We start from the raw sequence: 13,619 nt of genomic DNA on the forward strand, positions 1-13,619 counted from the left end.
AACAAAATAAAATAATACATCATTCACAATCATAAGCTTCCGGATGAAACTGCTTTCTCAATTCTCCTATTTCAAGCAGAGATACTGTTCTCTCACCTAATCAGCCTCCTTCCATAGAGACAACAGCACTGCGAATATCAGCCGTCATAACTAAAAAGCTGTCCACTCTACCGTGGACAGCTTATTTTTTAGCAACAAAGAAAAGCCGTTCCGCCGCATCATGGAGAGGGCGATCCGTAAAATCAGCACTGATCTCCATTACAGTAAAGCCCGCTTCCTTCAACCATTGCTCATATTGAAACGCTGGGAATGTCCGCTGAATATGATCTTCATCATATCGTTCGTAACGTCCATCCTCTTCTTGGACAAAAAACGTAAGCTCATGAACCACTGTATGAGGAGTGTCTAGGGCATTACACAGCCATATATAGCTGATCGATTCATCATTGCTTGCAAAAACCGCATCTTGAAAAATATGATCCATTTTATAAATAGAATGAACGTCAAATAATAGCAAGCCATCTTTATGCAAAAGCTCATAGATACGGCGGAAGGTTTGCTGAACATCCTGCTCTGTTGGCAGATAATTAAGGGAATCGCAAAAAATCAGCACGGCATCAAAAGGAGAAAATCCATTTAAATCCCTCATATCCTGCTCAAAAAACTCGATATGCACATGATGCTGCTCCGCTTTTGTTTGTGCAATGGCGAGCATGTTTTCTGATTGATCTACACCGGTCACAGAAAAGCCAGATTGAGCTAGACGAACCGCCAACTCTCCTGTTCCACATCCAACATCAAGCAGCCTTTTTGTGCCTTTGCGCCCATATTGTTCAACTTTTTTATTGACAAATTCCTTCCATTTATCATATGGCGCTTCCTTCATTAACTCATCATACCAATAAGCAAACGATTCATATGTCATCGCGCCAAATCACTCGCTACGTCCTCAAATGGAGCATCTCCCCAAAGCCGTTCTAAATTGTAGTATAGGCGATCTTCTTTATGAAACACATGAGCAACGACATCGCCTAAATCCACCAGCACCCATTTAGCTTCATCAAAGCCTTCTAAGCGTTTCACTGGAATTTGATGTTCTTCCGCTTTTTCTTTAATTTCCCGCGCAATCGCCTGTACCTGCTTTTCGGAGTTCCCGTGGCAGATCATAAAATAATCCGCGACAAGAGAAATTCCTTTCATATTTAAAGCAATAATATTTTCAGCTTTTTTCTCATCAGCCGCTTGAATGGCCATTCGTAAAATATCGCGTTCCGTCATTTTTTCATTCCCCCTTCTTGTTGATTATGAGCGCATTATACGTATAAATGGTATCGGGATAAATCGGTTGATTTTTTTTCAGCAGAAATTGAATCGTATTTTGTAAAGCCCGGATCAGCGCCTGATCCAAATCCTTCCGCGCCAGCTCGCGCACCTCATCGACTCCTGGAAAAATGCGGCCAGGTTCAATATAATCTGCCACATAAACAATTTTATCAAGCAAGGTCATTTCCGCACGGCCAGATGTATGATAGCGAATCGCGTTTAAAATTTCCTCATCCTCAATCCCTACTTCTGTTCGCACTAAATAAGCACCAACTGGCGCATGCCAAAGCTCAGAATGATACGAAAGTAAATCTTTGGGCATATTTTGCTCTAAAATGATTTGTTTCATTTCCTCTTTTGGACGAAACTTCGCATAATCGTGAAAAATCGCAGCCAATTCAGCTTTCTTTTCATCTTCTCCATAACGCCGGGCTAGTTCAATCGCGGTTTCCATTACGCCGATCGTGTGCTCATAGCGATGTTCAGTCAACTGTTTTTTTACAATCTCCAACGCTTCATGACGATTCATATAATCCCTTCCCCTCAATATACAATCTGACGCGCTCTGGCACTAAGTATCGAATACTTTTTCCTTCCCTCACACGTTCGCGAATAAGCGAAGAAGAAACAGCGAATTCCGGACTTTCTACCTCGATTAATGGATAGGATGTGCGAAGCGAAAAGCCCGGACGTCCGACCCCAACAAATGTCACCAGATGAGCCAGCTCATGGATCCGATACCAATTCGGCAAATATTCTACCATGTCCGCCCCGATAATAAAATAAAATTGATGCTTAGGATACAGTTCCTTGAGTTGACAGATAGTATCATACGTATAGGATGGGCCTTCCCTTTGCAATTCGATCGTTTCAATTTTAAATTGTGGATGATCGCTAATGGCTAGCTCAAGCATATGAAGTCGATCGGCGCTATCTGTTATTTGTTCATAATGCTTATGTGGAGGAATCCGATTGGGCATAAACCAAATTTCTGATAGATCTAATGCCTGCAACACTTCATTCGCCATTAGCAAATGTCCATTATGCGGCGGATCAAAAGTTCCTCCAAAAATTCCAATTTTACTCATTTTCCCCTCTCCTTAGTGAGCTGGGTATTTTCAGCGAGGCAAAATGATTTGTTTGTTTTCTTTTGATTCTTTATAAAGCACAATGGTATTGCCTATCGTTTGTACAATGTCTGCTCCTGCTCCATTGGCCAGTTGCGTCGCTACTGTGTCTTTATCCTCCTCGCAGTTTTGCAGCACACTTACTTTAATAAGCTCACGCGCTTCTAACGCATCGATGATTTGTTTGATCATATTTTCGCCGACTCCACCTTTTCCCACTTGAAAAATCGGCTTTAAATGATGGGCCTTTGCACGTAAAAACCGTTTTTGCTTACCTGTTAACATACGCTTCCTCCTAGCTGTTGAATCACGATTTGTTTCATGCGTTTGACATCAGGAAAGATTCCCGTCCATTTTTCAAATGCCAACGCTCCTTGATAAATAAACATCCCAACCCCATTTTGCACAATGGCACGTTTCTGTCGCGCCTCTTGCAGCCACTTTGTTTCCAATGGATTGTAAATAATGTCACTTACAACCGTATCGGCTTTTAAGCGATCAAGCGATAGCGGCATCGCTTCAACGTTCGGATAAAGGCCGACAGGAGTCGTATTAATGATGATCTCATATTCATCAAGATGTTTTTCCGCTTCCTCGATTGAATAAACAGATGAGTCAATTGAGACATCTGCTTCCTCGATGAGTTGCGTAGCGGTACTTCTTGTCCGGTTGCAAATATCAATTCGTGCCGCCTGTTCACTAGCTAATGCAAAATAAATGCCTCTGGCCGCTCCCCCTGCTCCAACGAGCAAAATCCGTTTTCCTTTAATGACGGTCTTTGTTTCTTCACAAAGAGCTCGCACAAAGCCAGGGCCATCTGTATTATAGCCGATTAACCGTCCGTTTTCATTAACAATCGTATTGACAGCCCCAATGCGCTGGGCCATCTCATCAATTTCATCAAGCAGCGGCATAACCGCTGTTTTGTGCGGAATCGTGACGTTTGCTCCTGCAATACCGAGCGCTTTTAGACCTTGGATAGCCGCTGGAAGCTGATCTTTTTCAACATGAAAGGCATGGTAATAAGCCTCTATTCCCAATTGCTGAAAAGCGCCATTGTGCATTAGCGGCGACAATGAATGATGCACAGGGCAACCAATCACTCCATAAAGTTGTTTCATTTTCTTCTCCCCCTAAAACAACGAAATTAAATCAGCGATTTCCTAAGCAGCACGTTCACACCTTTTGGCACATGTGCGACGACATGAGCTCCCGGCTCGTTGCACGTCACCCAGCCTAGTCCAGAAAAAACAATATCCGTTTTTGGCTCTTTAATGGTAAACGAGTGGGCAACTAAAGAAGGAAACTCCTCTGCATAGCTTTTTCGCGGCGGCTGCAGCAAATCCCCTTTTTGTTTCTCATAAAGCTCATCGGCCTTTTCTATTTTTGTTCGATGAATCAGTAATTCATTGGAAAAATAACATACAAACGAGCGCCGTCCTCCTTTTACATAATCAAGCCGAGCCAGTCCCCCAAAAAATAGGGTCTGCTGTTCGTTGACTTGGTACACCTTTGGATGAATTTCCCGCTTCGGAGTAATCTTTTTTAAGTCTTTTTTATCAACATAGTGCGCCATTTGGTGCTGATTGATAATCCCAGGAGTATCATAAAGCATGGCCCCATCATCAAGCGGTATCTCGATCAAGTCTAGCGTTGTGCCTGGAAAATATGAGGTTGTAATGACACTTCCTTTACCTGTCGCCTCTTTAATCAGGCGATTAATAAATGTCGATTTGCCCACATTGGTACAGCCGACTACGTATACGTCTTTGCCGGAACGATGCTTCTCTATCGCTTCCATCACTTTCTTGATGCCGATTCCTTTCGCAGCGCTGATTAAGCACACATCTAGCGGCTGAAGCCCTAGTTCCTTTGCAGATGCTTTCATCCATTGCACAAGCTTATTGTATTTAACAGATTTCGGAAGCAAGTCTACTTTGTTGCCGACAAGCAAAATCGGATTATTGCGTCCAACAAAACGATGCAGCCCTGGCAGCCAGCTGCCGTTAAAATCAAAAATATCAACAATTTTTACAACTAATGCATTCGATTGGCCAATTCCATGCAAAATTTTCAAAAAATCATCATCTGTCAAAGAGACATCTTGAATTTCATTATAATGCTTGAGTCGAAAACAACGCTGGCAAATGACCTCTTCCTTTTCCAAAGCGGCAGGAGGGGCATAGCCTATTTTATTTTGATCTTCTGTCTGAATCAGCACTCCGCAACCAATACAACGAATCATCTTCTCATTCCTCCCAATAAACCATTCCTTTTCGTTTCATCATCTCTAACAGCTTTCGTTCGATTTTTCGATTAAATCTCGTCCAAAATCCATCGGTTTGCGCTACAGGTACCACTAAAATCGTATGCATGCCAAGCCGGTTTCCACCCAGTATGTCAGTCAACAATTGATCGCCGATGACAACCGCTTCCTCCTTTTTCAAATTCATTTCCCGCAAAGCTTGGCGAAACGCTCGAACCATAGGTTTCCGCGCTGCAAAAATAAAAGGGATCTCAAGAGGAGCTGCGAACGCTCTCACTCTATTTTCATTATTATTAGACACGATCACAATCTGAATGCCGTGTTTTTTCATTTCCGCAAACCATTTGATAAGCTGTGGCGTCGCAGCCGGGCGATCCCATTCCACCAGCGTGTTGTCGAGATCGGTGATAATTCCTTTGATTCCTTTTTGCTTTAATTCATCTGGAGTGATGTCAAGAACACTTTTGACATATTCATTCGGCAAAAAATATTGAAGCATTTTCCCACACCTTTCGTTTCTCTTCCAGCTTCCCTCATCATACATAATTTTTGTGCCAGTTTCAAAACAAACTTTGACAAATATATACAAACCTAAAAAATTTTTCGACAAAATTCTTCATATCTTCAAGTTGTGGATAAGTTTACTCACATCATTCACAAGCCATCTATGATGCTTTTTAATGTTTATAAACAACTTTTCCACATATTATCCACTGTTTGTTGTGGATAATAGAACGATTGTTCTCTATGCATAATCGTGGTAAAGTATAGGAAAGATAACTTACCATTATATGTATTGGTTGTTACTTTTATACCATTGTTAAAGGAGGTTTCTCACCATGAAGCGTTTACCGGACGATTTGCTTATCGAATCGTATTATAAAGCGAAGGAGCTTAAGCTAAGCCCTGAGTTTATTGAAATGATTGAAAGAGAAATTCTCCGACGCTCATTAGGACATAAAATCAAGCTTTCATCATAATAACGGAGCCATCAGGCTCTTTTTTTATTTTTATTTCCAAAATCCGATTCGTTCTCCTACTTTAATGGCCATCGGGACCGTCATTCGCGAATCGATCTCCACGCTATCTTTTTCAAATAATAAAACAACGGTCGAACCAAATGAGAAATAGGCCATTTCTTGTCCTTTAATCAATTGATCGTGAGGATGAGTAAGCTCTATGCTATTGACAAACATAGCCCCTACCTTCACAATGGCCACATGCTTACCATCTGAGTTCACCTCTGTAATCATTCGGTAGTTTTTCGATAGCGGTCGCCTTCCATATTTTAGACCAAGCCGATTCACAGGATAGGATTTTGCGCCAAGTGACCATTGGCGAGTTACAACACCAGATATTGGGCTATGAATTCGATGATAATGACTTGGGCTCAAATATAAAATAACAAAGAGTCCGTTTAAATATTTTTCAGCTAGAGCATCACTTCCCAGCATTTCTGGAATTGAATACTGCTTTCCTTTCACAGTGATATCTTTTTGTTCACTGATGATTCCAATATCTTCAATAACCGCATCCACCGGGCTAATGATGCTGTCTTCCGCTTCATCAATCGGTCTTGCTCCTTCTTTTAGCTTGCGAATAAATAATTGTTGAAGCGTTTTGTAGTGATTTAAGCTTTTTTCCATCTCCTCTTGATTAATTCGATATATTTTTGCATAGGATGGTATTAACCAAGCACTTAACCGTGATTGGGTAAAAAAAGCAATGAATTTTGAAGAAACTGCATGATTTGTTAATTCAATCATGAAGCGATATAACCATTTTAACAACCAGATTCCCTCCAATTTTATGTAAAATCATGTTTTACTACTTCCCATATTATAAATAAAATGATTATAATGGGAAGTGTATATTTGTCGTTCCGTTCCATAGTTGAAAAGGAGTGAGGAGAAATGTTTTTATCGGATTATCTGGATCACACGCTAAAGAAGCTAAAAACACACACCGCTAACATATTAACATTAACGAATCTTGCCTTGGGAGGCTTATCCGTTATATTCACGATGAAAGGACAATTAAATGCCAGCCTGTTGCTCATTTTTTTGGCAGCACTCGCTGACCGCTTTGACGGAACGGTAGCTCGGAAGCTTCATATTGAATCTGAGCTCGGCAAACAGTTGGACTCAATGAGTGATATTATATCATTTGGAGTCGCTCCTGCACTATTGATTTACCAAAGTTTATTGCACGATTTTGGAGCGCCTGGCGCGTTTTTTACGATTTTATATATCGGCTGCGGGGCATTTCGTTTGGCGCGATTTAATATTACCGAAAATAACGGCTATTTTTCCGGCTTGCCTATCACAGCAGCTGGTGTGCTTCTCACCTTGAGTTATTTAACGATCCACTATTTCCCACCACAATTTTTTATTTTCCTAATCATGATTTTATCTTTTCTCATGGTTGGAACCTTTAAGCTCAAAAAAATGTAAATTTGCTGCCCAATCTCCTTGGGCAGCTTTTTTTTTGAAATCCAGAGACAGGTTCTCCCTTTCCCGCTATTTAAACTTTTGCCGTTCCCATGTCAACCAGCGAACCGCTTCACAGAAGCATTCGGATACTTTCTGTCATTTACATCTTTTGTAAAAAAACCGACTGCTTTTATCATCATTTTTCAACATGATCTTACATATTTTTTAAGTTTCATACTAAATTCTCTTTTCAAGCTATTGCATTAATTATATGATAAATTTGAATACATCATATGTGTCGAGCAAAGACGAAGCAATCATCATAGCATTTTGAGCAAGTAATGGAGGGGTTATTTTGGATAAAACGACAATTATCGGCATTATTCTTGGTATTATTGCGGTAGGGTTCGGAATGTATTTTAAAGGAGTCAGCCCAAGCGTTTTGCTGAATCCAGCTGCTTTTCTCATTATCATTGTCGGGACGGCAGCTGCTGTGACAATTGCTTTCCCTATGCGTGACATTAAACGGCTTCCTAAGCTGTTTGGCGTCATTTTTAAGGAACAAAAGATTCCAACTATTGAAGAGTTGATCCCTTTGTTTGTTGAATGGGCGAATATCGCACGCCGTGAAGGATTACTGGCACTCGAAGCAAAAGTCGCCGAAATCGATGATCCGTTTTTACGTAACGGACTCAGCCTTGCGATTGACGGGCAAACGCAAGACTTTATTCGCGATGTCATGTCTGAAGAAATTGCGGCTATGGAGGAACGTCATCAAGCGAATGCCGCTATTTTTACCCAAGCAGGTACATATGCTCCGACGCTTGGAGTATTGGGGGCAGTGGTCGGATTGATCGCAGCTTTGGGAAATATGGACAATGTAACCGAGCTCGGACACGCTATCAGTGCCGCATTCGTTGCGACACTATTAGGGATTTTTACCGGATATGTATTATGGCATCCATTCGCTAACAAGCTAAAACAAAAATCGAAGGAAGAGGTAAAAGTCAGACAAGTCATGATTGAAGGAGTGTTGTCCATTTTAGAAGGACAGGCGCCTCGCTCAATCGAACAAAAATTAGCGTCCTACCTCCCAGAAAAAGAACGAAAAAAATTAATGGAGCAGGGAGAGGCAAAAGATGAGTAAAAAAAAGAAGTCGCAGCATGATGACCATATTAATGAATCATGGCTGATTCCTTATGCCGATCTTTTGACATTACTGCTTGCGCTTTTTATCGTTTTATTCGCAAGCAGCCAGATCGATCAAAAAAAATTCCAAGAGATCGCCCGCTCCTTCAGCAGCGCTTTATCGGGCGGAGCAGGAGTCTTGGATTTCCCAAGCCCTGTAGAGCAGGACAATCCCCAAACATCGCTGCCAGATAAGGAAAAACTAACGAAAAATCAACAAGCGAAAAATGAACAGAAAGAGCTGCAGCAAATTCAAGCAAAAATTAATCAATATATCGAACAGCAGCATTTGCAAGGTGAACTAAAAACAACGCTAACGGAAGAAGGATTGTTGGTCACCATTTTAAACGATGTTTTATTTGACTCTGGAAGCGCTGAAGTAAGGCCGCAAGACCGACAAATCGCTTCAGAAATTTCTCGGCTGCTTGTCATGAATCCGCCGCGCAACATTATCGTTAGCGGCCATACAGACAATGTGCCGATCCGCAACGCCAACTTTTCATCCAACTGGGAGCTAAGCGTCATGAGGGCTGTCAACTTTATGAAGCTGCTATTAGAAAACAAACAGCTCGATCCCCGCTTATTCAGCGCCAAAGGCTATGGCGAGTTTAAACCGGTGGCATCTAATGGTACTCCAGAGGGGCGCATGAAAAACCGACGCGTCGAGATTTTAATTGCGCCAAACACAACAGCCAACTAGACTTCTCATTCCTGAGCTCTGTCCCAAAGCTCAGGAAATAGATGAAAAAGGCTGACAAGATGTCAGCCTTTTTAAATTTTAAATGTAAATTTAATCACTCCTGCTTTAATCATGGCCTCGATAATAATGACAAGCGCTGGGCCAATGAACAGCCCCGCCACCCCCAGTAAGCGGAAGCCTAAATATACGCTTATTAACGCAGCCAGGGAGCTGATTCCCAAGTTAGAAGAGAAAATTTTTGGTTCGATTGTTCGGCGAATAACAGTAATCAGCACAAACAAAACAATTAAGCCAATTCCTGTCCCGCTATGGCCGTTCATAATGTTGAAAATCCCCCATGGTACAAGCACCGACCCTGTTCCTAAAATCGGCAAAATATCAACAATCACGATTAAAAGCGAAAAAAGAATCGGGTAATCGACTCTTAATATGAGCAAGCCTCCTAAGGCTAACAGAAAGGTAATAAGGCTTAACAAAAATTGTGCTTTAATAAAGCCGATGCCTGCGCGGCTGAGTTGCGTGACGATAATGGTTAGACGCTGCTTTGTGCGGTCGGATAAATGGTTTTCAAGCCCTTTCTTTAACTGCGGCCAGTCTAGGCTAATGAGAAAAAGAGCTACGAGATAGACAAGAAAGTGAATAATAAATTCCGGAATCATCGTAATATAGCGAATCATCGACTGAGTGAAATTGGTTGCAAACGACAACAATAAATTCTTAACAGTTTCTACGCTATTTTCAAGTGAAACGATAATCTCCTTCGGAATAGAGCTTGAGTAAGATTGCCATTGTCGAATAAGCTGATTCACCACATTGGTCATCTCTGACAAAAGAAATGGCAGTTTTTGTGAAAACATCATCGTTTGCTGAACCAAAATGGCCACAATAAAATAAGAAAGAAAACCGATCACTAGCACAAACAGGGAAAACACAATCGTTACCGCATGAATTCGTTTTAACCGAACGCCTTTGATTAACTTCTGAATGGCCGGCTCCAGCAACAGCGCGGTAATAAATGCTAAAATAAGCGGCAAGCTATAAGGAATTAAAAAACAACCAACTGCAATAATCACAATCACTACAAGCCATTTTTTTATCATCGTCCCTTATTCATCCCATCTCTGTTTCTTTTCGAGTCAACGCTATGTTAAATATAGCCGATTCATTCTGTATAATCAATAAAAAAACGGCCACAAGCTACGGACCGCTTTAAAAAACTCCTGTCATCTGAAGAGAGAGAACAAGTAAACCGAGAATCGATACATATACGGCAAATGCTTTTAGCGAGTGTCTCTGTAAATATTGAATCATCCACCTCACAGCAATATAGCCAAATATAGCAGAAGAGAGTGTGCCCATAAACAATGCGCCAGCAGAAATGTTTTCCGCTTTGCCTGCGAATACATCCACGAATTGTAAGACGATCGCTCCCGCAATTGCTGGAATCGATAAGAGGAAGGAGAAATAAGCTGCGGTTTCCCGATCTAATTTCCGCATTAACCCTCCAACAATCGTAAGACCGGAACGAGAAATCGCTGGAAAAATAGCAGCGGCTTGAAACATTCCAATGACAAACGCATCCGTATATGAGAGATTTTCCATTCGTTTATAGCCGTTTTTGATGCCATCCGCAAACCATAAAAATACGCCTGTAATGAGAAATTCCCAACCGATGGTTACACCTGTTTTTGAGATCTCTTCAAAATAATCTTGAAGCAGCAGTCCGATGACTACGGCCGGGATCGTGCCGACAATCAACAGAAAAGTCAGCTTGCTAAACGGCCTGCGAATCATATAAAGCAATTCTTTCTTATAGATAGCAAAAACAGCAAACAACGTTCCAATGTGCAGCATCGTATCAAGAAACAGCCCCGCTTCATCCAATCCAAACAGATGTCTTCCTAAATATAAATGACCCGTACTGCTAATGGGCAAGAACTCCGTTAATCCTTGGACAATCCCTAGAATAAACGCCTCTAGCTTGCTCATGTTATCCCCCTTTTCCGCTTTTCATAACAGAATCACATTCGGTTCCGTTCAGCTTGGAACAGATTCTTTATTGAAGTGAAAGGCATCTTTGAAAGCCGCTGGACGCACAAATCGCTTATCTTTTTCGCGCGCTCGCGCGATACAGCGGCGCTTCCGATGCATTGATAAATTAGTGAAGCCGTTTGTGGTTGGGACAACCTTCCCGTGAAAAGCCATACTAGAGATTTTTTGTTTTAATCGAGTCATTGCTTCCCCATTAATATTCATAGCAACAATACATCCATTCAAACGATTCCCTTTTATCAAACATGGAAAAGGGACATGAGCAAAATGCTTCAAAGATGGCAAATGCGGATGTTTGTTGATATCGCTCTGCTTCAATCGGCAAAAAGAAGCCTGCTGCTTCGCAAACAAAATCAAAGAAAAGCGAGCGTAAGCATTTAGCACATCTTTATCTGTTTTTCCGACGACGATAAAGATGAAAGGCTACATATAAAACAGTGATTACAATAGCGATAATGATAATTGGCCGTAAATACGGCTGAGCGAACTCATCGATTTCCTGCCATTTACTTCCGAGACGTTCCCCAAGAAAAATAAAGAAAATAGACCACGGGATAATGGCACACGTCGTATACAAAGTAAACCTCGTCCATGGCATTTTCGCAATCCCTGCCGGAATGGAAATAGCATGGCGGACAACCGGAATAAACCGAGCTGTGAAAATAACCCCTGAACCGTATTTTTTAAACCATTCTTCAGATAAATCAAGATGTTTTTTCTTAATCAACAAATATTTTCCGTATTTATCCAAAAACGGACGCCCTCCATAAAGCCCCATCCAATAAAGGAACAGCTGTGCGATGGTCCCGCCGATCGTTCCTGCAATAACCGCTCCAGTGAACGATACTTCTCCACGCGATACTAAGTACCCGGCGTATGCCAAAACAATTTCGCTTGGGATGATTTCAATCATCAATGCCAGCGCGATTCCTATGTAGCCTAAATCGATTAAAAACATTAGAATGTTTTGGATCAATTCGTGCATCGTTCTTCCTCCTACTTCACGAGCCAAGCTCCTCATTAAAACCATATTCACTCAAATCAAGATTATACTATACGTTTGGACAGAAAAAAATAAAAATAACGGGACCGATAAAAAACGGCTATCCCATAAATGAGATAGCCGCGATATCATTACGCACTTTTCTGCGTGATTTCCTCTATATATTTTACTGCTTTCTGTTCATTGTACTGTCCTTCCCATTTAGACATAACAACAGCAGCCAGTGAGTTTCCGATTACGTTTACCACTGTGCGTGCCATATCTAAAATTCGGTCGATTCCAGCGATAAAGGCCAGTCCTTCAATCGGAATGTTCACCGTTCCTAAAGTCGCCAGCAAAACAACAAACGACACGCCAGGCACTCCTGCAATTCCCTTTGATGTGATCATAAGCACGAGCAGTAGTGAAATTTGCTGCGAAATCGACAGATCAATACCATATAGCTGTGCGATAAAAATAGCGGCCAATGCTTGATATAGCGTAGATCCATCAAGGTTAAACGAATAGCCTGTCGGAATGACAAAAGATGTAATCGCTTTCGGACAGCCGAATTTTTCCATCTTCTCCATCACTTTCGGCAGTACTGTTTCTGAACTGGATGTACTGTAAGCAAGGATTAACTCATCTTTTAAAATTTTAATGAAGTGCCAAATCCGCACTCCAACTAATCGAGCAACTGCTCCAAGAACGACGATCACAAAGAAAAGCATCGTTCCATACACTGTGATAACTAGCTTACTTAGCGGAATAAGCGATTGTACCCCAAACTTCGAAACCGTTACACCAATCAAAGCAAATACACCGAATGGAGCAAATTTCATAATTTGGTTTGTGACATAAAACATCGCTTCGGAGACACCTTGGAAAAACTGCAATACCACTTTTCCTTTTTCCCCGATCGCAGCAACACCCAAACCAAACATAACAGAAAAGAAGATAATCGGGAGCATGTTTCCTGTTGAGAGTGATTCAAAGATGTTTTTAGGGACAATGTTCACAACGGTTTCAATCATGGAATGGTGCTGCACTTCATTCGTCGTATCAACATACGATTGAATATCAGTCTTTTCAAGCGATTTCATATTAATGCCGGTACCTGGATGGAACACGTTAGCGACTAATAAGCCCACAACGATTGCTATTGTTGTAATAATTTCAAAATAAATAATTGTTTTTCCGCCCAATCTTCCAAGCTTTTTTATATCACCGACATTAGCAACCCCCACTATGAGACTTGCAACAACAATTGGAATCACAATCATTTTAATTAAACGGAGGAATATATCTCCTATCGGTTGCAAATACGTGGCTACTGCTGGGTTTCCATAAAAAATCGCTCCGACAACAATTCCAAGGATTAAGCCGATTAAAATTTGCCATGCTAATCCGATTTTTTTCATGTACGATCCCCCTTTCAGACATAAAGCAACAAAAGTTATTCTAATATGTTCGTTTTAGTATGTCAAGAATATTCGTATAATAATGTAAATTATTACCTTTCTTTTTTTGAAATGTCCAAACACAGAC

Annotated in this window: 18 protein-coding genes; 5 read left to right on the forward strand and 13 right to left on the reverse strand. The window is 41.2% G+C overall.

Annotation, left to right across the window (positions count from 1 at the left end):
* Positions 1-181: 181 nt before the first annotated feature.
* From GRQ40_RS13375 to GRQ40_RS13410, 8 genes are read right to left on the reverse strand one after another with little or no spacing between them, the layout of a single operon-like run.
* Positions 182-925 (reverse strand): class I SAM-dependent DNA methyltransferase, encoded by a 744-nt coding sequence (locus GRQ40_RS13375; RefSeq protein WP_066145969.1) that lies wholly within the window; start codon positions 923-925, stop codon positions 182-184.
* Positions 922-1,278 (reverse strand): ribosome silencing factor, encoded by a 357-nt coding sequence (gene rsfS, locus GRQ40_RS13380; RefSeq protein WP_044744590.1) that lies wholly within the window; start codon positions 1,276-1,278, stop codon positions 922-924. Before rsfS ends, GRQ40_RS13375 begins: the two co-directional genes overlap by 4 nt.
* A gap of 4 nt (positions 1,279-1,282) precedes the next feature.
* Positions 1,283-1,852, reverse strand: coding sequence for a bis(5'-nucleosyl)-tetraphosphatase (symmetrical) YqeK (gene yqeK / locus GRQ40_RS13385; RefSeq protein ID WP_080862278.1), 570 nt, complete (start codon positions 1,850-1,852; stop codon positions 1,283-1,285).
* Positions 1,839-2,411 (reverse strand): nicotinate-nucleotide adenylyltransferase, encoded by a 573-nt coding sequence (locus tag GRQ40_RS13390; protein ID WP_066145979.1) that lies wholly within the window; start codon positions 2,409-2,411, stop codon positions 1,839-1,841. The genes yqeK and GRQ40_RS13390 overlap by 14 nt, the downstream gene beginning before the upstream one ends.
* Positions 2,412-2,441: 30 nt before the next feature.
* Positions 2,442-2,735, reverse strand: coding sequence for a ribosome assembly RNA-binding protein YhbY (gene yhbY, locus GRQ40_RS13395; protein ID WP_066145982.1), 294 nt, complete (start codon positions 2,733-2,735; stop codon positions 2,442-2,444).
* Positions 2,729-3,571 (reverse strand): shikimate dehydrogenase, encoded by an 843-nt coding sequence (aroE, locus tag GRQ40_RS13400; RefSeq protein ID WP_159720167.1) that lies wholly within the window; start codon positions 3,569-3,571, stop codon positions 2,729-2,731. The genes yhbY and aroE overlap by 7 nt, the downstream gene beginning before the upstream one ends.
* Positions 3,572-3,597: 26 nt before the next feature.
* On the reverse strand, positions 3,598-4,695 hold the full coding sequence (gene yqeH, locus GRQ40_RS13405) for a ribosome biogenesis GTPase YqeH (RefSeq protein WP_159720168.1): 1,098 nt from the start codon (positions 4,693-4,695) through the stop codon (positions 3,598-3,600).
* A 4-nt stretch (positions 4,696-4,699) separates the two neighbouring features.
* Positions 4,700-5,215, reverse strand: coding sequence for a YqeG family HAD IIIA-type phosphatase (locus GRQ40_RS13410; protein ID WP_066145991.1), 516 nt, complete (start codon positions 5,213-5,215; stop codon positions 4,700-4,702).
* A 340-nt stretch (positions 5,216-5,555) separates the two neighbouring features.
* On the opposite strand from GRQ40_RS13410, the gene GRQ40_RS13415 reads away from it, so the two are divergent.
* Complete coding sequence (locus GRQ40_RS13415) at positions 5,556-5,696, forward strand: sporulation histidine kinase inhibitor Sda (protein WP_063504925.1); 141 nt, start codon at positions 5,556-5,558, stop codon at positions 5,694-5,696.
* A gap of 30 nt (positions 5,697-5,726) precedes the next feature.
* On the opposite strand, the gene GRQ40_RS13420 is transcribed toward GRQ40_RS13415, so the two are convergent.
* Complete coding sequence (locus GRQ40_RS13420) at positions 5,727-6,506, reverse strand: phosphatidylserine decarboxylase (protein WP_080862275.1); 780 nt, start codon at positions 6,504-6,506, stop codon at positions 5,727-5,729.
* Between the two features lie 123 nt (positions 6,507-6,629).
* Here GRQ40_RS13420 and pssA point away from each other — a divergent pair, with 123 nt between their 5' ends.
* From pssA to motB, 3 genes are all read left to right on the forward strand, one after another.
* Positions 6,630-7,169 (forward strand): CDP-diacylglycerol--serine O-phosphatidyltransferase, encoded by a 540-nt coding sequence (gene pssA, locus GRQ40_RS13425; protein WP_044744597.1) that lies wholly within the window; start codon positions 6,630-6,632, stop codon positions 7,167-7,169.
* A 334-nt stretch (positions 7,170-7,503) separates the two neighbouring features.
* A complete protein-coding gene (gene motA / locus GRQ40_RS13430) occupies positions 7,504-8,295 on the forward strand; it encodes a flagellar motor stator protein MotA (protein ID WP_066145999.1) in 792 nt (263 codons plus the stop codon).
* Positions 8,288-9,037, forward strand: a complete 750-nt coding sequence (motB, locus tag GRQ40_RS13435; RefSeq protein WP_066146002.1) for a flagellar motor protein MotB — start codon at positions 8,288-8,290, stop codon at positions 9,035-9,037. The genes motA and motB overlap by 8 nt, the downstream gene beginning before the upstream one ends.
* A gap of 71 nt (positions 9,038-9,108) precedes the next feature.
* Here motB and ytvI read toward each other — a convergent pair whose 3' ends face one another.
* Both ytvI and GRQ40_RS13445 read right to left on the reverse strand, forming a co-directional pair.
* Entirely contained in the window at positions 9,109-10,134 is a 1,026-nt protein-coding gene (gene ytvI, locus GRQ40_RS13440; protein WP_066146553.1) for a sporulation integral membrane protein YtvI, read from the reverse strand.
* A 112-nt stretch (positions 10,135-10,246) separates the two neighbouring features.
* A complete protein-coding gene (locus GRQ40_RS13445) occupies positions 10,247-11,026 on the reverse strand; it encodes an undecaprenyl-diphosphate phosphatase (RefSeq protein ID WP_159720169.1) in 780 nt (259 codons plus the stop codon).
* Between the two features lie 321 nt (positions 11,027-11,347).
* Here GRQ40_RS13445 and GRQ40_RS18800 point away from each other — a divergent pair, with 321 nt between their 5' ends.
* On the forward strand, positions 11,348-11,470 hold the full coding sequence (locus GRQ40_RS18800) for a hypothetical protein (RefSeq protein ID WP_255357487.1): 123 nt from the start codon (positions 11,348-11,350) through the stop codon (positions 11,468-11,470).
* A gap of 7 nt (positions 11,471-11,477) precedes the next feature.
* Here the strand turns inward: GRQ40_RS18800 and GRQ40_RS13450 are convergent, their stop codons facing one another.
* On the reverse strand, positions 11,478-12,074 hold the full coding sequence (locus GRQ40_RS13450; RefSeq protein WP_044744601.1) for an undecaprenyl phosphate transporter UptA: 597 nt from the start codon (positions 12,072-12,074) through the stop codon (positions 11,478-11,480).
* A 149-nt stretch (positions 12,075-12,223) separates the two neighbouring features.
* Positions 12,224-13,492: a glutamate/aspartate:proton symporter GltP gene (gene gltP / locus GRQ40_RS13455; protein WP_044744602.1), complete on the reverse strand. Its 1,269-nt coding sequence runs from the start codon at positions 13,490-13,492 to the stop codon at positions 12,224-12,226.
* Between the last annotated feature and the right edge of the window lie 127 nt (positions 13,493-13,619).

The organism is Anoxybacillus sp. PDR2 (assembly GCF_009834045.1).
GTDB lineage: Bacteria > Bacillota > Bacilli > Bacillales > Anoxybacillaceae > Anoxybacteroides > Anoxybacteroides rupiense.